Raw genomic sequence first — 20,063 nt, forward strand, 5'->3', positions numbered from 1 at the left:
ACGGGAGCCCAGCCTTGGGAACTGTAAACACGGCCATCAATATCCTCGGAACGCGGGGAATCCCCGCAGGGCACGGGGGTTTCGAAACTTTCGCTGAGGAATACTCGCTCCACCTGGTCGGCCGCGGAGTCACGGTGCGCGTCTACTGCCCGAGTGAGAGGCGCGAGGACGTTGAGTGGCGGGGTGTCTCCTTGATTAAGATCAAGGCGCCTGACACGGCAATCGGGAGCATGCTGTTCGATCTCAAGGCTACTGTCCACGCCGCTCGGCATGGTGGCCTGAATCTGGTCCTGGGCTATAACACCGCCGTGATCAACCTTCTGCTGAACATTGTAAGACGACCGTATTTCATCAATATGGATGGAATCGAATGGCAGCGACGCAAGTGGGGTCGACTCGCCAAACTCTGGTTCAGGCTGAACGAGCGTGTCGCTTCTGCGGCGGCCACGGGTCTGATCGCAGACCACCCGGCAATTGCAGCTCACCTCGAACCAATTACAAGGCGCAAAATCGTCATATCGATGATCCCCTACGGCTCGCGCGAGTCCTCCAACGGGAAATCAGCGGTTGGCCGGGAGTCCCTCGTTGAGCGTTGGGGACTTAACGGCGCTTATGCCCTCATTATTGCGCGGCCCGAGCCAGAGAATTCGATTGAAGAGATGGTGGCGGCTTGGAGTCAAAAGCCGCGTGGGGCCAACTTGGTGGTACTCGGCAGATATACCGAAGAGAACCCTTACACGAAGCGCGTACTGGACGTCGCCTCCGATGAGGTTCGATTCATTGGGCCTGTCTATGAGAAGTCCACCCTGGACATCCTGAGGGAATGTGCAGCGTTCTATATGTACGGTCACACGGTGGGGGGAACGAGTCCTACCCTGGTTGAAGCGCTCGGCTGTGGCAGCCCTATCCTGGCACTGGACTCGGTCTACAGTCGGTGGGTCGCGGGCAGCTCGGCGGAATACTTTGCCACCCAGGAAGAATGCGCATCACAAATCGAACGACTTCTGCAGGACGAGGATCTGCGAAAGCGCCTCTCTGGCGAGGCCAGGGCCCGGCATTCCGAAGAATTTGTCTGGAGCAAGATTTTCCGTAGTTACGACAACGCGTTAGGATTAGACGCTTGAAATACAACCGGGTATACATTGCTGGGTGCGGCGGGATGCTCGGCGCTTCCGTGCATGAGTCGTGGAGTCGTCGAGCAACGGTGATGGCCAGCGACTTGGCACCTAGGGATAATTGGCTGAGACATCTTGACGTCGCTGACTATGGAGCCTTCAAGGACGAGGTCCTCAGTTTCAAGCCAGATCTACTCGTCAACCTCGCCGCGCAGACTGATCTCGAGTTTTGTGAGCAGAACGTTGACCTCGCCTGGGCGTCCAATGCTATCGGTGCGGAGAATGGCGCACTGCTCGCCAGCCAGTTGGACATTCCCTACGTCTATATCTCAACCGCTGGCATTTTCGACGGCGGTCAGGAGGTGTACTTGGACTATGACGACCCTAACCCCCTCACTGTATATGCGAAAAGTAAGTATCACGGCGAAAAGTTCGTCGCTTCCTATCTGAGGAAGTATTTCATTCTTCGGGCTGGCTGGATGATGGGTGGGGGCCCGGATCTTGACAAGAAGTTTATTAACAAGATTTACCGCCAGCTGCGTGACGGCGCCACCGAAATCTTCGCCGTGACGGACAAGCTGGGAACGCCCACCTACACGGTGGACTTTGCCGAGGGCATGGTCAAGATCGCAGAGAGCGAAATTTATGGCCTCTACAACCAGGTGTGCGGCGGATCAGGTAGCCGATACGATGTCGCGAAGGAATTCGTTCGTCTTCTGGGGCTGGGTGACTCGGTCGCAGTGACGCCGGTGACGTCGGAACACTTCGCGCAGGAATACTTCGCTGATAGACCTTCGTCTGAGCAGTTGGTCAACCACAAGCTAGATCTGAGGGGTATGAACTACATGCGGCCGTGGCAAGAAGCTCTTGCTCACTACGCCGAGGTCTTCAAACAGGATCTGGCCCAGTGAGGGTAATGGTCACGGGTGCGGCCGGATTCATAGGCAGTCACTTGGTGTATGCCCTCCTGCAGGATGGGGTTGATGTGCGAGGAGTGGATGCATTCACCGATTACTACGCCCACTCGTCGAAACTGAAGAACTTAGAGCTCAGCGGCCTTGCCGCAGACAGATTCCGTAGAAGCCTCGTGAGCGAGCTGACTGCATCTGATCTAGAAGGTGTAGATGTCGTCTTCCACCTAGCCGCTCAACCAGGTGTACGTGACTCGTGGGGACATTTTGGGACGTACCTGCGACACAATCTGGAGGAAACCAACGCACTTGCAATCGCCGCGCGGGCAGCAGGTGTAAAACGGATCGTCTTTGCCAGCAGTTCTTCCGTATATGGGGACGCTGCCAGTTATCCAACATCCGAGGCATCCCAGACCATGCCGAGGAGTCCCTACGGCGTCACGAAGCTGGCGGCCGAGAGTCTGCTGAGAGCACACGCGAACATTTCGGACTACGAGTTGATCTTGATGCGGTTTTTCACCGTGTACGGGCCTGGTCAACGTCCTGACATGGCAATTCAGCGGTTGATCGAATGTGCTCTCGACACCAGTGATCGTGAGTTCCACCTGTTTGGTGATGGGCATCAACGGCGTGACTTCACTTATGTGGGGGATCTAGTCCGGGCGCTACGCGCCTCGGCCGTTGTGCCTATGCCTGAGCGCATATCCACTGTCAACGTGGGGGGAGCGGGCGACATCTCTATGTTGGAGCTGATTGACATGGTGGAGGTTGCGACTCAGTCAAAAATTCGGCTGGTCCATGAGCCTGTTCAAGTGGGCGACGTGGTTCGCACTGGTGCGGATCCAGCCCGCGCACGTGACCTGCTGGGGTGGTCGACCGCCGTTCAGGCGACCGAAGGAGTGCAGCGTCAAGTTGATTATGTTCGGCGAGGCGGAATGGCAGAATGGTCAGGCTAACGAACGCCCGACCCTTGCGCGTGCAGTATAGAGCCGCTGCCTGATGCCTGGGGCTAGCAGGGGCAGACGTGGCCTGTCGACAGCCGGTCGAGCTGGGGTTGCGACCACAGCTGTAACCCTGCTCAACGTGATCATCGGGCTCGTCTACCAAGCCATACTCGCTGGCCGGTTTGGCTTGAACAGCGTGGCGGACGATTTTCAGTACGCCTACGCTCTCGTGACATTTTGCACTATCGTGCTCTTCTCGCTCGTCACTTCCGTCATTATTCCGCGCACAAAGAGTTCGGCCGGCGAGATTTACGCGATCAGAGATGGGCTTCTGCCCCTGTACGCGGGGTTTCTGCTAACCGTCACGATGCTTGTTGCCTCATTCTCGATTATCAGCGGGAGCGCTGCGACCATTCTGCGCTGGGCTGCTGCGAGCGGGGTATTGGCGGGGGCTACGGTTATGCCTCAAGCGGTTGCCTACATGGAGCGACGATTCGTGCTGGCTGCCATGGGGCCTGTCGCGAACGGTGTGGGTGGCACCATCGCATTGATCTGCATCCCGAGCGCTGACCTCAGCCCGGCCAGCTTGGGGCTGGTCATAACACTCGGCTATGTTGCGCAATTGCTCGTGTCGCTTCTGGGGCTGGCTGGGTCCGGGGCGCGGTGGTCCTGGATGCCCAGCATCCAGGGATTTGCCTTCGTCTCATATCTCGGTTTCACGGTTATGACGAAGTTCCAGCCTGTTCTCGAGCGGGCGATCGCACAATACATTGGTGTGATTGGGACTACCGCGGCACTCGGTTTCGGGCAGAAGTTTGCGCAGGGATTGCTACTTGTGTCGGCCTTTGGGCTGGCCTTGACTGCGGCGCCAGCGATGAGCGCGCTTGCTCGGAAGAATGAAACGGCGGCGGTTGCTTCGATCCTGTCGACGGTCGTGGCAGGGACATACGTCGCGACCATCTTGGTTCTCACAGTCGCGGTGCCGCTTTCGTACGTTGGAATCAAGATTCTTTTTGAGCGGGATGCCTTCTCGGCAGGTAGTACGCGCGAGGTGTATTCGGTCGTGATGGCTCAATTGGTCTGGGTATTTGCGAATGCAATGGCTGGCGTGGGCACCTCGTATCTGTACGTCATTGGTCAGTATGCCCGTGTGCTCCTATCGGCTTGCGCCGGCCTTGCAGCGACAGTGGGAGTTTCTTACGCTCTCGATGGGTATACGCCCCTTGCGGTGGCATGGGGTAGCAGCGCGGGCGCACTAGCCAGCCTCGCGATGACGACTGCCCTCGTTATGCGTTCCGATGCAGGAACGCTCATGCTGGAACGGCTGCGCGATCTTCGCGTGGCTCTTGCAATGCCCACCGCACTGTTCGCCGGTGTCGCCGCCTCCTATGTGGTCGTCAGCCACATGTACGGTGCCGCTTCCTGGCAGGCCCCGGCACTACCTCTGTCCCTCATGGTGGCGGGGATCGTCCTCGGGGCGAGGTCGGCGCGACTCAAGTCCGATCTGAAGGCCCTTTACCGTGCCAAATTCTAAGCGTCTTGTTGTTCATACCGTTGGAAGCGATATCGTCGCTAGCAGCAGAGTTCGAGCGGCCCCGGTCGTTGAGTACGCCAAGCATGCCGGCTGGCATGTGGCTCGCTTCGAGGGAGGGCTTCGCTCGTCGGCCTTAGCAACATTCGGTGCTCTGCGCCATGCTCCGGACGTCCTCTACGTTCAGAAGGTCGCGCTGCCCCGACTCCTTTTCTACTTGGCGTCTCTCAGAGCGAGCCGCACTGTCTTCGATCTGGACGACGCAATCTACTTCGGTTATCCCGGTGAGTCCGGGGAGCGGAGGATGCGAAAGCGGGTGAGGATGCAGGCGAGATTGTCCGATGTTGTGACGACATCAAGTCCTCTTATCAAACGAGACCTCGAAGCACTCGGCATATCGCCCAGTTCGATCGTGGTGTTCGCGGGTCCCGCCCCCCAGGTTCAAGGGCCGCGCCTGCAAAGGGGGACTCAGATCCTCTGGCTGGGCTCACCGTCGACCTTTGCAAACATCGCTCCCCTCGTCGACCGGCTTCATCGTGATTGTCCGCGCTGGCACTTGCGAATCGTGGGTGCCCCTTTTGACTCCACCCAAGGCGCAGATGGACCCACGTTCCAGAGGTGGACTCCAGATGTGCAGCGCGAAGCGCTTGCGATGGCGCGGATTGGGCTCATGCCGCTGGTGCGCGGAAAATGGGAGGACCGCAAGGCTGCCTACAAAGTGCTTGAATACCTGGCGGAAGGGATAGTTCCGGTGGTCGAAGATGTGCCGGCGCTGCATGCATTGCTGAATCAAGACGAGCTTGACCTGTGCGTCAGGGTCATCTCGCAGGACTGGACCGCCGCGGTGCAGCAAGCCTGGGTGTTGCCCACTAATGACTCTTGGATCGAACGACGCAATCGCTTGTTCGATCGTCTAAGTCGCCAGCGATACTCCCGTCTAGTTTTGGGGAAGTCATGAAGAGCCGAAGGCAATCCGTGGTGATGGTCGCGTCGCAGTACCCGCCAGTCTACGGAGGGGCAGGGGGTCAAGCTGCACGTTTGGCACGACGCCTCGTGGCGATGGGCTGGTCGTGTCGCGTCGTAACGTTGGACCAGGACCGCATTGGGTCAACCCGCCAGCAGTACCTGCATGTAAGTCGCCTTCGTGCGAACCGGAACGACAGTTCCCGGATAGGCCGTGCGCTTTCGTCGCTGAGGCTGGGTCTCAGATCTGCTGTGACGGTGATTCGCGCACGTCCGAGCGCGGTGCACGTGCACGGCATTTTCTGGTGGACCATCCCGCCCGTCGTGGCTGGGCGCCTCGTGAGGAGCACGGTGGTCATCAAGGCCACACGTGACGGCGATGACGACCCCCGAACTGTTATGGCCAAGCGAATTGGTCGGTTCCGGGTTGGGGCTGTCTATGGCCTCTCGCTCCGCTTGGCGCACGTGATTGTGGTCCTCAATGGCGAATCGATGCAGTCGTGTCGCGGACTTCCATGCTTTGAAAAGGTTCGCCAACTCCCCAACGGGATCGAAGTCAACGAACTTCGACGAACTGAGCTTCGAAGGGCTACTGCAAGGCAGAAGTTCGGTGTTCCAGCCGACGGATTCGTCATTACCTTTGTGGGTTTTCTGGCACCACACAAAGGCGTGGGCGATCTGATCACTGCCTGGGAGCAGTGGAGGTCGAAGGAATCGACTCAACTCTGGCTTGTCGGGCCTGACTCCGGATTCTACCGCGAGTTGTCGGATGATGTGGTTGCGGACGCACGAGCTCTCGCTGGTCGCGATAGTCGAGTTCAATTGCTTGGTCACAAGCCGCCGGATGAGCTTCCCGAGATTTTCTGGGCCACTGACTTGTACGTGCTGCCCAGCTACGCCGAAGGGATGCCTAATTCTCTTCTCGAGGCCCTCGGGGCTGGGTGTCAGATCTTGGCAACGGATATTCCGGGAATCATTGACATCGTTGACGAACAGTCTGCCTTCCTAGTCAGACCGGGAGACGTTGTTGGTCTCGTCGAGAATATGCGGCAAGCGGAAGCAGGAGTTGAGAAGGCGACGCACAATATTGTGGCCAAGATTGACATCCACCATCTGGCCGAGATATACGATGCTTTGTATCGACGCGTCGAGCCGTCCGCAAAGCGGGAAGTCTCATAATGGGGGCGCTGGGCATTGATTTCGGAGCGATATTAGGTTCGCTGCCGCTGGCGCTCCTCTTGGCCGTTTCCTTGGGTGCTGCGGTCTTGTACAAGTTTTCGAACGGCGCCTTCTCGGGCTCGGCCGCCATCGTTCTGCTCTTCATGGCATTTGCTTGTCTCGTGGGCATGCTGCCTTCCAAAAATCCGCTTTACGACGTAAACCCGGGCACCTACTTGGCTTGGTTGACTGTCCTTGGGTTCACCTCGATGGCCATCGGCGTGATCGTCGGCAGTCGTCCCGGAAAACTTGGTGTCTCAGTCGACTCCAGTTATGAGGGTTGGGGGGCGCGGAGCGTCGCAGTGGTACTTTGGGGTGCGGCGACTGCTGCTTTGATTAACTATGGAACGGGGGATATCCCCCTCTTGGCCGCTGATATCAATCAGACGCGGCTCAACGGAACCGATGCCGGTCTGCTCGGCAGATTCTGGCCGATTATCTTCCCGCTCCTCCAGTTGGGTGCGATTTCAGGATTCCTTCCGAAGTTTCGGACGGAGCGTGCCGGGCCGCGCAAGGGTGGCGTCGAGGCGTGGTTTGGCCTTCTTTGTCTTGGCCTGCTGATCCTGAGTGGAAGTCGTTCCCTTGTTTTCATCCCTTTAGTTGCAATATCACTTCTTCAGATTGAGAAGCGACGCTTCGGGCTCTTGAAGATCGCGGTAGGCGTCGCAATGATTCTTGTTGCGGTTGGTGTCATCGGCGCCGCCAGGGTGAATTCGGTGGAGCAGCAGAATCTACTTCGCGCAACGGGGGCGGAAGCGGGGGAGGGGTGGCTGGGTAGCGCGACCGTGGCAATCGATCTGGCCCTTCAGACGGGGCCGAGAGTATGGGCGAGCGCAGAGAATAGGTTGGGTGGTGAACGAATTCACGGCGACCTTCTGGTGGGGGATATCCGAAACTTCTTCGAGCCTTCGGTCGAGCGTTCGGATCGACAGGTAACGCGGCTCATCGGCCGCGACCCGACTGTGTTGGGTGGCTCGCCGCCGACGGTCTGGGGTGGGCTCAATTTGGACTTCGGTGCATTAGGCGTGCTCCTCGGTGGCGCAGGCATGGGATGGGTGCTGGCGCGATCTCGGGTTGGGTATCTGCGCACGCCATCGCGTGCAGCCGCACTCTGGTACGCCTACATAGGCACGTACTTCCTGCTCTCCATCTACAGCTACGTAAGTGTTCGGCCCTCGTGGCTGGTGGCCGCAGGTTTCTGTTTGTTCGTCCGATATGCAGACAGGTATTCGAATGCGCATTCTTATGGTGTCGAAGTTCAAAGAGTTTCGAGGGGGAGTGGAGGCGCATATTCGAGACCTGTCTGATGGGCTCGGGCGCGGGGGGCACCAGGTTCGGCTTTTCGCTTCCGAGGATCTGCCGGAAGCGGCGCGCGCGTTCGATGTTGGTGCAACGGGATTGGCGCAACGAGCCCATGCTGCGACCCAGTTGTTGTGGAACGGGGCAGCACGAGAGTCCGTCCTGCGAGAGATTGATGCCTTCCAACCTGACCTGGTGCACTACCACGCCATCTATCACCAACTGAGTGCGTCCGTCCTGCGAACTCAATTTGGTGGCCCAGTTGTCATGACTTTGCACGACTACAAATTTTCCGCACCGTGCTATTCGCTGTTTCGAGATGACTCGGTCTGCGAGCTCTGCGTGGGCAAGGTGCTCCCCGTTGACGCCGTCAAATATCGGTGCGTTCGCGGCAGCGCAGTTGCGTCGTCACTATGTGCCGTGGAGGCGGTTGTTAATCGCAGAAGCTATCTGAAGCATGTCGACAGGTTTGTTGTCCCGTCTCGCTACGCAGCCGATATTGCGTCTCGAGGGGGGGTGCCTGAGGACCGCATCGCGGTTGTTCCGTGGGGTGTTGGGAGTCGTCCCGACCATGATGGGGCCGACAGAGTCCCGTCGGCCGATTCGCGCAGATTTGCCTACGTGGGGCGACTCCACGGCAATAAGGGCATCGGTCTGTTGCTTCAGGCATGGGAGAAACTTGCGCCAAATCATCAGGCCGAGTTGTTCATCGCTGGGGGAGGGGAGATGGCGTCTGCCGTCCTGGAGGCTGCTGCTCGAGATTCGTCGATTCACTACATGGGCGTTCTGACGTCCAAGGACGTCCAGTCACTCTTGGGTGAGACCGACTGCCTAGTTGTTCCCTCCCTTGTTCCGGAGAGTATGGGGTTGAGTGCTTTGGAGGGCATGCTTGCCGGAGTGCCAGTCCTACTCTCCGACCGGGGGGCGTTGGGAGACCTCATGGGCCCAGGCGTCGTCGCGATCCATCAGTTGTCCCCTGAAGGCCTGGCGAACGACCTGAACTCGCTAATCAGCTCTGCAGATCGTCTCAGAGACTTGCGTAAGCATCTGAGGGGAAGGGACTTGAGCCCCTACAAGGCTTCTGTGATGGTCTCCGGGATGGAACGGGTTTACATGCAGGCGGAATCGACTGGGAACTAGCCCCGGTTCGCGGTCGAGCCCCTGCCGGGGAGGGTGCCGTGCAAGCTTGCCTAGAGGGATCGAAATGATTCGTGCTGCGTCGTGGTGGGGCCCGTGAATGCTCGCGTCCGAAGACCTGGGCGACTCACAAGCCCTAGCACCATGACCAGGTCAGGGTTGGGCTAGGCCCCGCTGTTGATCATGCCAGCACCGACAGTCACTCCGGTTGCCTCATCGATCAGGATGAACGAGCCCGTCGTGCGGTTCTTCGAGTAGGGGTCGCACAGCAGCGGGACCGTCGTGCGCAGCTGGACGCGGCCGATCTCGTTGCGGCCGAGCTCCTTGGTCTCTTGGTCGCGGTGCAGCGAGTTGACGTCCAAGCGGTACTGGATGTCCTTGACCAGCGCCCGGGCCACGCGCGTGGTGTGCTTGATGGCGAGCTTCTGCCGGGGGCGGAGGGGCTCGTCGGCCATCCAGCAGATCATCGCGTCGATGTCCTGGCTGGGCTTGGGCGCGTTGTTGGCACGGGCGATCATGTCGCCGCGCGAAACGTCGACGTCGTCCTCGAGACGGACGGTGACCGACATGGGCGGGAACGCCGCGTCGAGCTCCTTGTCGTGGAGGTCGATGCCGGCGATCTTCGAGGTCATGCCGCTCGGGAGGACGACGACCTCGTCGCCCTTCTTGAGGACGCCACCCGCGACCATGCCGCCGTACCCGCGGTAGTCGTGGTGCTGGTCGGACTTGGGACGGATGACGTACTGCACGGGGAACCGGACGTCGACCAGGTCGCGGTCGGAGGCCACGTGCACGTGCTCGAGGTGGTGCATGAGCGTGGGACCGGAGTACCACGACATCTTCTCGGACCGCGTCACGACGTTGTCGCCCTGCAGCGCGGAGATCGGGATGACCTCGAGGTCAGGGATGTTCAACTTGGTGGCGAACTGCGTGAACTCCTTGTGGATCTTCTCGTAGGTCTCCTGCGAGAAGTCGACGAGGTCCATCTTGTTCACGGCCAGCACGAGGTGGGGGACCCGCAGCAGGGACAGGATCACGGCGTGGCGACGGGACTGCTCGGTGAGACCCTGGCGGGCGTCGACCAGCACGAGGCCGAGGTCGGCGGTCGAGGCCCCGGTGACCATGTTGCGGGTGTACTGCACGTGCCCGGGGGTGTCCGCGATGATGAACTTCCGCGTCGGGGTCGCGAAGTAGCGGTACGCCACGTCGATGGTGATGCCCTGCTCGCGCTCCGAACGGAGACCGTCGGTGAGCAGCGCCAGGTCGGTGTAGTCGTAGCCCTTGCCGCGGCTGGTCGTCTCCACCGCCTCGAGCTGGTCCTCGAAGATCGACTTGGAGTCGAGCAGCAGCCGCCCGATCAGGGTGGACTTGCCGTCGTCGACGGAGCCGGCGGTCGCGAAGCGCAGCAGGTCCATCGTGTCCTGGTGGGTCTGTTCGGCCATCAGAAGTAGCCTTCCTTCTTGCGGTCTTCCATGGCGGCCTCGCTGAAGCGGTCGTCGCCACGGGTGGCGCCGCGCTCGGTGACCCGGGCGATGGCGGTCTCGTCGATGATGGCCGCGGTGTCCGCCGCGTCGCTCTCGACGCAGCCCGTCTGGGTGCGGTCACCGACGGTACGGAATCGGACCATCTTCTTCTCGACGGTCTCGTTGCCCTTGGGCTGGATCTCCGGCCCGATCGACAGGAGCATCCCGTCCCGCTCGACGACCTCGCGCTCGTGCGCGAAGTAGATCGCGGGGATCTCGATCTGCTCACGGTGGAGGTAGTGCCAGATGTCGAGCTCGGTCCAGTTCGACAGCGGGAAGATCCGCATGTGCTCGCCGGCGTGGATGCGGCCGTTGTAGAGGCTCCACAGCTCGGGGCGCTGCATCTTCGGGTCCCACTGGCCGAACTCGTCGCGGTGGGAGTAGACGCGCTCCTTGGCGCGGGCCTTCTCTTCGTCCCGTCGACCGCCACCGAAGGCGGCGGTGAAGCCCTCCTCCTCGATGGCGTTGAGCAGGGTGCCGGTCTGCATCCGGTTGCGGCTGGTCTTGCCGTCGTCCACGATCACGCCGCTCTTGATGGCCTCGTCGACGCTGGCGACGACGAGCCGGACACCCAGGCGGTTCACCCAGTTGTCGCGCGTCTCCAGCACCTCGGGGAAGTCCAGGCCGGTGTCGACCTGCAGGAGGGGGAACGGGATCTTCGCCGGGTAGAACGCCTTCTCTGCGAGCCGCAGCATCACGATGGAGTCCTTGCCGCCCGAGAACATCAGGGCAGGCTTCTCGAACTCGGCGGCGACCTCACGGATGATGTGGATCGACTCCGCTTCCAGCTGGTCGAGCTGACTCAGCTGGTAGTCGGCATGGGTTTCGGTCATGACTGACTGGGGACCTCTCGTCGGGACAGCAGGGCTCATCGTAGCCACCGGCTCCGTGCGGCGGCGAACCGCTCGTCCCCGTGTCCGCGACCTGACCAAATGTCCGAGGTGAGGACGGGACGTCACCATTGGGTGAAGTCGGCCCTCGAGCCGCCAGACCCGCCTAGACTCCGGCGCGTGCGTATCTCTGTCTTCGGTTGTGGTTACCTCGGCGCGGTCCATGCGGCCTGCATGACGCAGCTCGGTCACGAGGTGGTCGGCATTGACGTCATTCCAGATCATGTTGCCGCGCTCGCTCGTGGAGAGGCGCCGTTCTTCGAGCCCGGGCTCCCGGAGATCCTGGCCGAAGGTCTGGCGAGTGGTCGGCTGACCTTCACCACCGACGCCACGTCAGCCGCAGATGCGACGGTGCACTTCGTCTGTGTGGGAACGCCGCAGAAGAGGGGCGAGAACGCCGCCGACCTGGCCTACGTCCACTCCGCGATCGATGCGTTGCTTCCGATCCTCAAGGCCGGAGACGTCGTCGTCGGCAAGTCCACTGTGCCCGTCGGTACAGCGGAGTCCCTGGCAGAACGCATCGCCGAGGTCCACCCGGACGTGGAGCTGATCTGGAACCCCGAATTCCTTCGCGAAGGCTTCGCAGTTGAGGACACCCTGCGGCCGGACCGATTCGTCTACGGGCACGCGGACACTGAGGCGGGGCGAGCGGCCGCAGGCCAGTTGGACGAGGTCTACGCCGTTGCCCTCGCCAGCGGGACCCCCAAGATCGTGGCCGACCTGGCGACGGCTCAACTGGTCAAGGTCGCTGCGAACTCGTTCCTGGCCACGAAGATCTCCTTCATCAACGCGATGGCCGAGCTGTGTGAGGCGACGGGCGCAGACGTCACCCTGCTCGCAGACGCGATCGGTCACGACAACCGGATCGGGCGCAGGTTCCTCAATGCTGGCGTCGGGTTTGGTGGTGGCTGCCTGCCCAAGGACATCCGTGCCTTCATGGCCCGAGCCGGGGAACTGGGGGTTGACCAGGCGCTTACCTTCCTGCGCGAGGTCGACTCGATCAACATGCGTCGACGGGTACGGATGGTCGACCTGGCTCGTGAAGTGTGCGGCGGGTCGATCGTCGGCCGGCGCGTTGCCGTCCTCGGTGCCGCCTTCAAGCCCAATAGCGACGATGTTCGCGACTCGCCCGCTCTGAGCGTGGCCGCTCAGATGCAGCTGCAGGGCGCGCAGGTGACCGTCACGGACCCCGAGGCGATCGACAACGCTGCCAAGAAGTGGCCCGAGCTCAGTTTCGCCGCCAGCGTCGACGATGCCGTCCGGGGCGCGGAGGTCGTCCTCCTGCTCACGGAGTGGAGTGAATACGTGGCACTCGATCCCGTGGCCCTGCGCGGTCAGGTGGCCAGCCCGCGGATCATCGACGGGCGCAACTGCCTCGAGCCTGCGGTGTGGCGCGACGCCGGGTGGACCTACCGAGCCCTCGGTCGCCCCTGAATCAGCTTGTCGCCCCTCACGCCAACTCGTGGTTGATCGGCGAGGTCAGACCACGTCGACCAGGCGGGAGTGCAGGGCGCGGGCCGTGGGCTCGAAAGCCTGGGCAACCTCGCCGAGCCCCACGATGGCGCATCCGCGGTCGTCGGGGCCGAGGAACAACGAGTCGCCCCGACCGAGCGGCACCCGCTCCCCGCTGGCGCAGCGGACCTCGACGTCACCACCCGTGCAGATCAGGAGCGACCGCTTCGCGTCGACGACCGACACACCGTCGGGATCCGCGTGCGAGACCTGGGTGATGGCGAGCGCGAACTCGACGTCAGCGGGGCTGAAGACCTCGGTATCGGCCAGCACGAACTCCGGGCTGACTCGTGCGATCCGTGCCATGCCGGTCTCGCCGAGACAGTTGACCACCCCCAAGGCGTCGATGTGCTTGGTGGTGAGCCCCGCACGCAGCACGTTGTCCGATGATGCCATGACCTCCAGGCACAGACCCTTCAGGTGCGAGTGGATGATGCCGGCCCCCAGAAAGGCGGCCTCGCCCGGCTGCAGGGTCATCCGGTTCAGCATGAGGGACAGAATCACGCCGATGTCGTCGGGGTAGTAGGCGGCGATCTCGACCGCCGTTGCGTAGGCCCGCTTGATGTCCATGCCCAGGTTGGCGATCGCCCGACAGGCCCCGACGACCTCTCCGACCTCGGCCGCCGTGACGTGCTGTGCCAGGAGCCACTCGACGCGACGGACGATGCCGGCGAATCCGGGATCGGCGCGCAGGTCCTCGACCAGCCGCTGGGTCAGGGGCGTGCCCAGCGGCGCGAGCACCCGGAGGATCTCCACGGTGGGTCGGAAGCCGATGAGACTGTCGAACGTCGACAGCGCGTAGACCATCTCCGGCTTGTGGTTGGCGTCCTTGTAGACGCGGTGCGGAGCGTCGAGCGGAATGCCTGCCCGCTCCTCCTCGGCGAAGCCGTCCTCGGCCTGCGACTTGCTCGGGTGCACCTGCAGGGAGAGCGGCTGGTCGGCGGCCAGCAGCTTCAGCATGAACGGCAGGTCGCCGGTGATGTCGGACAGCGGCTTCGACGAGCCGTCGCTGCTGACAGCGGTCGACGGCTGTAGGGGGTGGGTCCCGATCCACACCTCCGCCACGGCGGTCCCTGCGGGGCGCTCGCCGAGGAAGCGCGGGATGGCGTCGGGAGAGCCCCAGGCGTAGTTCTGGACGCCGTTGCGCAGTCGGTACATGGCGTCAGCGTAGGCAGTCGGGTTTGGAGGGTGTCGAGGTCGTCGGGGTCGGGACCGCCGTCACTCGCCAGCCAGGTACTCCTGGACACCGACCTGCGCTGCTCAGTGGGGGCAGAACTCAGCCGGCGTCGATCTGCCGACGTCGCTTCTCGCCTTCGAGCTCGGCGACGGTGGGTGCACCGAACATGGGCAGGCCCTGCTCCTTGCGCAGCAGGCCCCAGATGAGCGGCACGACCACGATCATGACGAGGCCGATGACGGCGATCAGGATCGGGTGGGTCTCGTCGTCGCCGGCGCCGAGGGGCGCCCAGCCGGCCTTGTCGAGCAGGGCCACGCCCGACATGGTCAGCACGACCACGATGCCGCGGCGGATGAAGGACTGCGGGACCTTGGGCGCGATCTTGCTGCCGAGGATCGTGCCGGGCACCGAGCCGATGACCAGCGGGATCAGGATCGACCAGTCGAGACCGTTGATCACGATGTTGGAGATGGCCGCAGCCATGACCAGCGGGACGGCCTGGACGAGGTCGGTGCCGACGAGCTTCACGGCCGAGAGGCCGGGGTAGAGCATCAGCAGCGCGATCATGATGACCGAGCCGGAGCCCACGCTCGTGATGCCGACGAGGAGCCCGCCGAGGGCGCCGACGGCCAACGTCGCGAGCGGGCGGATGAACGGGTCGGGGTCGGCGTCGCCGACTCCGCCGCGGACGCGACGCAGGTTGACGTACAGCCGCAGGGCGTACGTCGCGGCTGCCAGCAGGAGAGCGAAGCCGATGCACTCCTTGAGCAGCGTGTCGACGGATGCCGGCTCGGAGCCGGCGACCTCGCGGATCAGCCAGGGTCCGAGCAGGGCCATCGGCACCGAGCCGATGATCAGCCACTTCGCGAGCTTGAAGTTGGGTGACCCCTCCTTGGCGTGGGTGATCGCCCCTCCGGTCTTGTAGATCGCGGCCGCCGTGAGGTCGGCGGTGACGACCGTCGAGGCGTCGCCGACGCCCAGGAAGATCAGCGCCGGTGTCATCAGGGCGCCACCACCCATGCCGGTGAGACCGACCACGATGCCGACGAAGAAGCCGGCCGCAACGATCGAGAAGAAGGTGGTGGTGATGAGGTCGTTCATGAGGCGATCTTCCTCGATCCGGTGAGTGCAGGCACCACGACGCGCAGCAGCGAGGCGATGTGGCTCGCCACCTGCTCGGCGACGCCGGTCCCCTGGCGGTAGGGGTCGGGGACGTCCAGGGACGGATCGCCGCTGCCACGACGCTGGGCGACGGCGTCGAGGAGCGCACGACCGCTCAGCCCGTCGTCGGCGGCGGACACTGCCTCGGCGAACTGGCCGAGCGTGAACACCTTGCGGAAGTCGCCCGGGTGGTCGTCGAGGATGAAGGTGCGGTGCGAGGCCTCGGCGGTCAGCACGACGTCGGCCCGCGCGACCATCTCGGCGGTGAGCGGGCGGCTGAGGAAGTCGCTGGCATCCGCGACGTCGTACGTCGGCAGGGTGCCCGCGACCGTCGCGTCCATGGCGTGCGCCCGGAAGCCGTGTGTCCCGGCGCTGCTGAACGCCACGTTGCTGTCGGGACCGGCCATCTGAGTCGCCACCAGCTGCATGAACGGGGAGCGGCAGATGTTCGCGGTGCAGACGAAGAGGACGTTGAGGGGTTCGTCGTCCACGGGTGGTTTCGAGACAGGCGCTAGCGCGCCTTCCTCAACCACCGAGTGGGCATCCACGGGTGGTTTCGAGACGGGCGCTAGCGCGCCCTCCTCAACCACCGGGGTGGATGAGGTGAGGTCGAGGTAGCCCTCGTCGCGCAGGGCTTCGAGGACGTCGTCCAGGGCGTCCTCGATGGTGCGGCCGGTCGTGTCGACGCGAACGTCGGCGTCCTCGGGCTCCTCGTAGGGCGAGGAGATGCCGGTGAACTCGGGGATCTCGCCACGGCGGGCCTTGGCGTAGAGACCCTTGCGGTCGCGTCGCTCGCACTCCTCGAGCGGGGTGGCGACGTGGACGAGGAAGAAGGCGCCGCCGGCCTCGTCGACCATGGCACGGACCTGCTGGCGGGTCTCGTCAAACGGGGCGATCGGGCTGACCACGGCGACGCCGCCGTGGCGGGAGATCTCGGCGGCGACCCAGCCGATACGGCGGATGTTGGTCTCCCGGTCCTCCTTGGAGAAGGTGAGGCCGGCCGACAGGTTCCGCCGCACGACGTCGCCGTCGAGGCTGGTGACCGATCGGCCACCCTGCTCGAGCAGCTTGTCCATCAGTGCCCGGGCGAGCGTGGACTTGCCGCTCCCGGAGAGGCCGGTGAAGAAGAGCACCAGGCCCTGGTCAGACGGTGCCGGCTGGTCGGCATCGACGATCGCCTGGATGTCGCTGCGGTAGTGGTTTCGAGACGGTTGCTGCGCAACCTCCTCAACCACCGATGGGGACGTGAGAGCGAGGACGGGGTCGGGGCCGGCGTAGGTGGCGACGACCTGGACCCCGAGTGCGTGGTCGGCGTCGGCGTCGTCGTGCGAGGCGAGCGGCACGGCGACGACGACGGCGTCCGGCAGGTGGCTCGCGGCGGCGAGGGTCGCCCGGATCAGGGCGACGGGGGAGAGGGTCGGGGTGCCGTGGCCCACCAGTGCCAGCAGGGCGAGCGGACCCGCTGCCGCGAGCGACTCCAGCTGGGGGGCGGTGACCGCGTCGGCGACCGGGACGAACGTGCGGCCGGCGTACTGCTCGCGAACCTGCGTGGGGGTGAGGTAGAGCCGGCGGAAGGGGCCGTACTGCGCGTGGGTCAGCGGCTCGACGTGTCCGCCTGGGACGGTGACGCGTGCCAGGGGGAGGCCCTCGGGGTCGACGAGCTCGACGGCGCCGGCGCTCGCCGCGGCCTCCGCCACGGCGTCCGGAAGCGTGAGGGTGACCGGGCTGCCCGGCTCGTCGAAGGCCGTCGTCGGCGCCAGCGCGCCGCTGGCCAGGAGCTCGAGGTCGTCGAGCTCGCGCGGGCTCGGGCAGTGCTGGGGCACGGAGGGGGTCGACACGGGGGTCATCCTCTCAGGTCGGCCTCGATAGCCTGCCGCCATGTCTTCTCCCGTGGTCGTGGCCGAGATCGTCCGTTCCGGATTCGTCGAGGGGCACCACTACGGCTCCTTGGTGGCGCTCGAGGCCGACGGGTCGGTGGCGTGGGGCGTGGGGGCCGTGGACGAGCCGGTGCTGCCGCGCTCGTCCAACAAGCCCGTCCAGGCGCTGGGCATGGTGCGACTGGGTCTGGACCTGCCTCCGGACCTGCTCGCGCTCGCCTGCGCCTCGCACTCGGGTGAGTCCTTCCACGTGGAGGGAGCCCGTCGCATCCTCGCGTCGGTCGGCCTCGACGAGTCCGCGCTGCAGACGCCGCTCGACTTCCCGCTCGACGACGCGGCGCGCGACGCCCTGATCCGGGAGGGCGGGGAGCGGACCTCGATCCTGATGAACTGCTCCGGCAAGCACTCCGCGATGCTGGCGACCTGCGTCGTCAACGGCTGGGACACCGCGACCTACCGCGACCCCGAGCACCCGCTGCAGCAGGGGATCCGTGCGACCTTCGAGGAGATGACGGGCGAGCCGGCGTACGTCGCCATCGACGGGTGCGGAGCGCCGCTCCTCTCGACCTCGCTGACCGGTCTGGCGCGCGCGTTTCGTCGCTTGGCGCTGGGCCTGGACGGCCACAACGAGGTCGACGAGCGTTCGGTCCGCGTGGCCGAGGCGATTCGCGCGTTCCCGGCGTACGTCTCCGGGACCACGCGCGACGAGCTGGCGCTGCTCACGGCCATCCCCGGGGCCATCGGCAAGGCGGGCGCTGAGTCCTGCTACGCCGTGGCGCTGCCGGACGGGCGCGCCTGGGCGCTGAAGGTCGACGACGGTGCCCCCCGGGTGCGTCCGGTGCTGATGGCCGAGGCGCTGCGGCGGGCCGGCGTGCCCGACGAGGACGGGGTCGACGGGGCAGCCGTGAACAAGACCGGGGTGCTCGAGCTGCTCGGTGGTGGGGTGCCGGTCGGGGAGATCCGGGCCTGCTTCTAGGTCTCGATACGGTCGCTGCGCGACCTACTCGACCAACGAGTGGCTCTTGCGGTGCGGCCTGTTCGACCGGCGAGTGGCGCTTGCGGTGCGGCCTGCTCGACCGACGAGGGCGGTCGCTGTGTGGCGTGTTCGACCGTCGAGAGGCGGCTGCTAGCAGGGCTGCTTGCTGAGAATCTCCTTGTTTTTCTGGGTTTTCACGCTGAGTGTGACCCGACGCACGCCCTCTCAGTTTGCATTTGCTAGCTGGAGTTAGCAAGGTAGAGGCATGTCCAAGGGAAAGGTCGGCAAGACCGTCGAGTCCCTCGGCGAGTACCTGAAGGAGCAGCGCGTCGCCTCGCGGCTGTCGCTCCGTCAGCTCGCTGAGCAGGCCGGTGTGTCGAACCCGTACCTCAGCCAGATCGAACGTGGTCTGCGCAAGCCCTCGGCCGACGTCCTGCAGCAGATCGCCAAAGCACTTCGGATCTCTGCGGAGCAGCTCTACATCCGGGCGGGCATCGTCAGCCCGGATGACGGCGTCGGCGGATCGGTGGAGCTGGCAGTCCTCAACGACACCGGCCTCACCGAGCGGCAGAAGCAGTCGCTCATGGACGTCTACTCGTCGTTCCTGGCACTCAACGCGGCTCAGCCCGCTGCCGACGACAGCTGAACCCCAGAACCCCTACCGAAGGAGATCGACATGGCCACCACCAAGTTCGACATCAAGATTGAAGCCGCCCGCCCGCTCTACGTCGGCGTCGGCATCACCGACCTCGCCGTCGAGGCCGTCCGCGACTACGTCGCCGACGTCCAGAAGCGCTTCGTCGACGTGCAGAAGACCGTCACGAGCATCGACTTCCAGCCCGTCGCCCTGCGCGAGACCATCGAGGCCCGCGTGGCCGAGCTCCAGGCCGAGGCCCAGACGCTCGTCACCGAGGGTGTCGAGACCGTTGCCGGCACCTACGCCGACCTCGCGAAGCGCGGTGAGGTCCTCGTGACCCGCATCCGCAAGCAGGAGTCGACCAAGGCGACCGTGAAGTCCGCCAAGACGACCTCCGCCAAGGCGAAGACGACCAACACGCAGGCGAAGAAGACCACGAAGACGGCTGCGAAGAAGACCTCGGCCGGCGCCAAGTCGACCGCTCGCGCGACGACGAAGACCGCCACCAGCGGTGCCAAGTCGACCGCCAAGAAGGTCTCGACCACGGCCAAGAAGTCCTCCGCGCCGAGCAGCGCCAAGGCCACCACCACCGCTGCGAAGACGACCGCGTCCAACGCGACCGCCGCCGTCGCGGACGCCGCCCAGAAGATCGGCGACTGAAGAGCACCCGATGAGGGACAGCTCGCGCTGTTCTGACATCTGACGAGGCCCCGGGAGGTATGAGCTCCCGGGGTCTTGTCGCGTCTCGGTGGTTTCGAGACGGTCGTTGCGCTACCTCCTCAACCACCGTGCTGGCGGTCGCTGGGCGACCTCCTCAACCACCGGGTTGCGGTCGTTGTGCGACCTCCTGAATTGCCGGAGGCGGGACCCGTAGGCTGTGACCGTGCTGGATGTCTTCGCGGTCGAGAACTACGTCATGCTGGCGCTCCAGCTCCTGCTGATCGGCATCAAGATCTTCGCGCTCGTGAGCTGCCTGAGCTTCTCGTCGGAGTCCTACGTCGCGGCCGGCAAGCTCACCAAGGCAACGTGGGGAGCGATCCTCGGCATCGGGGTGGTCCTGGAGATCGTTCCTCTGCCGCTGCTGCTCATCGGTCTCGCGTTCACCATCGCGGCGCTCGTCTACCTTGCCGACGTGCGCCCGGCCCTGAGTGGTCTACGCCGGCGCTAGCGATCCGACGCTTCGTCTGAGGGC

Annotated in this window: 18 protein-coding genes and 1 pseudogene; 14 read left to right on the plus strand and 5 right to left on the minus strand. The window is 64.0% G+C overall.

Annotated features, from left to right (window positions below):
- Window positions 1–14 precede the first annotated feature (14 nt).
- From H5V45_RS14385 to H5V45_RS14420, 9 genes and pseudogenes are all read left to right on the plus strand, one after another.
- A complete protein-coding gene (locus H5V45_RS14385) occupies window positions 15–1,124 on the plus strand; it encodes a DUF1972 domain-containing protein (RefSeq protein ID WP_185253561.1) in 1,110 nt (369 codons plus the stop codon).
- Entirely contained in the window at window positions 1,121–2,026 is a 906-nt protein-coding gene (locus tag H5V45_RS14390; RefSeq protein WP_221634014.1) for an SDR family oxidoreductase, read from the plus strand. The genes H5V45_RS14385 and H5V45_RS14390 overlap by 4 nt, the downstream gene beginning before the upstream one ends.
- A gap of 5 nt (window positions 2,027–2,031) precedes the next feature.
- On the plus strand, window positions 2,032–2,982 hold the full coding sequence (locus H5V45_RS14395; protein WP_246416428.1) for an NAD-dependent epimerase/dehydratase family protein: 951 nt from the start codon (window positions 2,032–2,034) through the stop codon (window positions 2,980–2,982).
- A gap of 127 nt (window positions 2,983–3,109) precedes the next feature.
- On the plus strand, window positions 3,110–4,504 hold the full coding sequence (locus tag H5V45_RS14400) for an MATE family efflux transporter (protein WP_185253563.1): 1,395 nt from the start codon (window positions 3,110–3,112) through the stop codon (window positions 4,502–4,504).
- Window positions 4,505–4,817: 313 nt separating this feature from the next.
- Complete coding sequence (locus H5V45_RS14405; RefSeq protein ID WP_185253564.1) at window positions 4,818–5,459, plus strand: glycosyltransferase family protein; 642 nt, start codon at window positions 4,818–4,820, stop codon at window positions 5,457–5,459.
- Window positions 5,460–5,482: 23 nt separating this feature from the next.
- Window positions 5,483–6,643, plus strand: a complete 1,161-nt coding sequence (locus H5V45_RS22695) for a glycosyltransferase family 4 protein (protein ID WP_343061643.1) — start codon at window positions 5,483–5,485, stop codon at window positions 6,641–6,643.
- Window positions 6,643–7,989, plus strand: coding sequence for a hypothetical protein (locus H5V45_RS14415; protein ID WP_185253566.1), 1,347 nt, complete (start codon window positions 6,643–6,645; stop codon window positions 7,987–7,989). The genes H5V45_RS22695 and H5V45_RS14415 overlap by 1 nt, the downstream gene beginning before the upstream one ends.
- A pseudogene (locus H5V45_RS22885) lies at window positions 7,928–8,476 on the plus strand (glycosyltransferase family 4 protein); the annotation flags it as partial. The gene H5V45_RS14415 and the pseudogene H5V45_RS22885, both read left to right, overlap by 62 nt.
- Window positions 8,477–8,497: 21 nt before the next feature.
- Window positions 8,498–9,121, plus strand: coding sequence for a glycosyltransferase family 4 protein (locus tag H5V45_RS14420; protein ID WP_343061566.1), 624 nt, complete (start codon window positions 8,498–8,500; stop codon window positions 9,119–9,121).
- Between the two features lie 161 nt (window positions 9,122–9,282).
- Here the strand turns inward: H5V45_RS14420 and H5V45_RS14425 are convergent, their stop codons facing one another.
- The gene (locus H5V45_RS14425; protein ID WP_246415909.1) at window positions 9,283–10,560 is read right to left on the minus strand and encodes a sulfate adenylyltransferase subunit 1; all 1,278 of its coding nucleotides are present in this window, start codon (window positions 10,558–10,560) and stop codon (window positions 9,283–9,285) included.
- On the minus strand, window positions 10,560–11,474 hold the full coding sequence (cysD, locus tag H5V45_RS14430) for a sulfate adenylyltransferase subunit CysD (protein WP_185253568.1): 915 nt from the start codon (window positions 11,472–11,474) through the stop codon (window positions 10,560–10,562). The genes H5V45_RS14425 and cysD overlap by 1 nt, the downstream gene beginning before the upstream one ends.
- Window positions 11,475–11,651: 177 nt before the next feature.
- Here cysD and H5V45_RS14435 point away from each other — a divergent pair, with 177 nt between their 5' ends.
- Window positions 11,652–12,965, plus strand: coding sequence for a nucleotide sugar dehydrogenase (locus H5V45_RS14435; RefSeq protein WP_185253569.1), 1,314 nt, complete (start codon window positions 11,652–11,654; stop codon window positions 12,963–12,965).
- A 45-nt stretch (window positions 12,966–13,010) separates the two neighbouring features.
- On the opposite strand, the gene manA is transcribed toward H5V45_RS14435, so the two are convergent.
- The 3 genes from manA to cysC form a co-directional block, all read right to left on the minus strand.
- The gene (manA, locus tag H5V45_RS14440) at window positions 13,011–14,201 is read right to left on the minus strand and encodes a mannose-6-phosphate isomerase, class I (protein WP_185253570.1); all 1,191 of its coding nucleotides are present in this window, start codon (window positions 14,199–14,201) and stop codon (window positions 13,011–13,013) included.
- A 118-nt stretch (window positions 14,202–14,319) separates the two neighbouring features.
- Window positions 14,320–15,321 (minus strand): sulfite exporter TauE/SafE family protein, encoded by a 1,002-nt coding sequence (locus tag H5V45_RS14445; protein ID WP_185253571.1) that lies wholly within the window; start codon window positions 15,319–15,321, stop codon window positions 14,320–14,322.
- Entirely contained in the window at window positions 15,318–17,219 is a 1,902-nt protein-coding gene (gene cysC, locus H5V45_RS14450) for an adenylyl-sulfate kinase (RefSeq protein WP_343061567.1), read from the minus strand. Before cysC ends, H5V45_RS14445 begins: the two co-directional genes overlap by 4 nt.
- A 40-nt stretch (window positions 17,220–17,259) precedes the next feature.
- On the opposite strand from cysC, the gene H5V45_RS14455 reads away from it, so the two are divergent.
- From H5V45_RS14455 to H5V45_RS14470, 4 genes are all read left to right on the plus strand, one after another.
- Entirely contained in the window at window positions 17,260–18,234 is a 975-nt protein-coding gene (locus H5V45_RS14455; RefSeq protein ID WP_185253573.1) for an asparaginase, read from the plus strand.
- A gap of 265 nt (window positions 18,235–18,499) precedes the next feature.
- Window positions 18,500–18,880, plus strand: coding sequence for a helix-turn-helix domain-containing protein (locus tag H5V45_RS14460; protein ID WP_185253574.1), 381 nt, complete (start codon window positions 18,500–18,502; stop codon window positions 18,878–18,880).
- A gap of 30 nt (window positions 18,881–18,910) precedes the next feature.
- Window positions 18,911–19,531, plus strand: coding sequence for a hypothetical protein (locus H5V45_RS14465; protein ID WP_185253575.1), 621 nt, complete (start codon window positions 18,911–18,913; stop codon window positions 19,529–19,531).
- 223 nt (window positions 19,532–19,754) lie between these two features.
- A complete protein-coding gene (locus H5V45_RS14470) occupies window positions 19,755–20,039 on the plus strand; it encodes a DUF2516 family protein (RefSeq protein ID WP_221634018.1) in 285 nt (94 codons plus the stop codon).
- Window positions 20,040–20,063 lie beyond the last annotated feature (24 nt).

Source organism: Nocardioides luti, assembly GCF_014212315.1.
GTDB lineage: Bacteria > Actinomycetota > Actinomycetes > Propionibacteriales > Nocardioidaceae > Nocardioides > Nocardioides luti.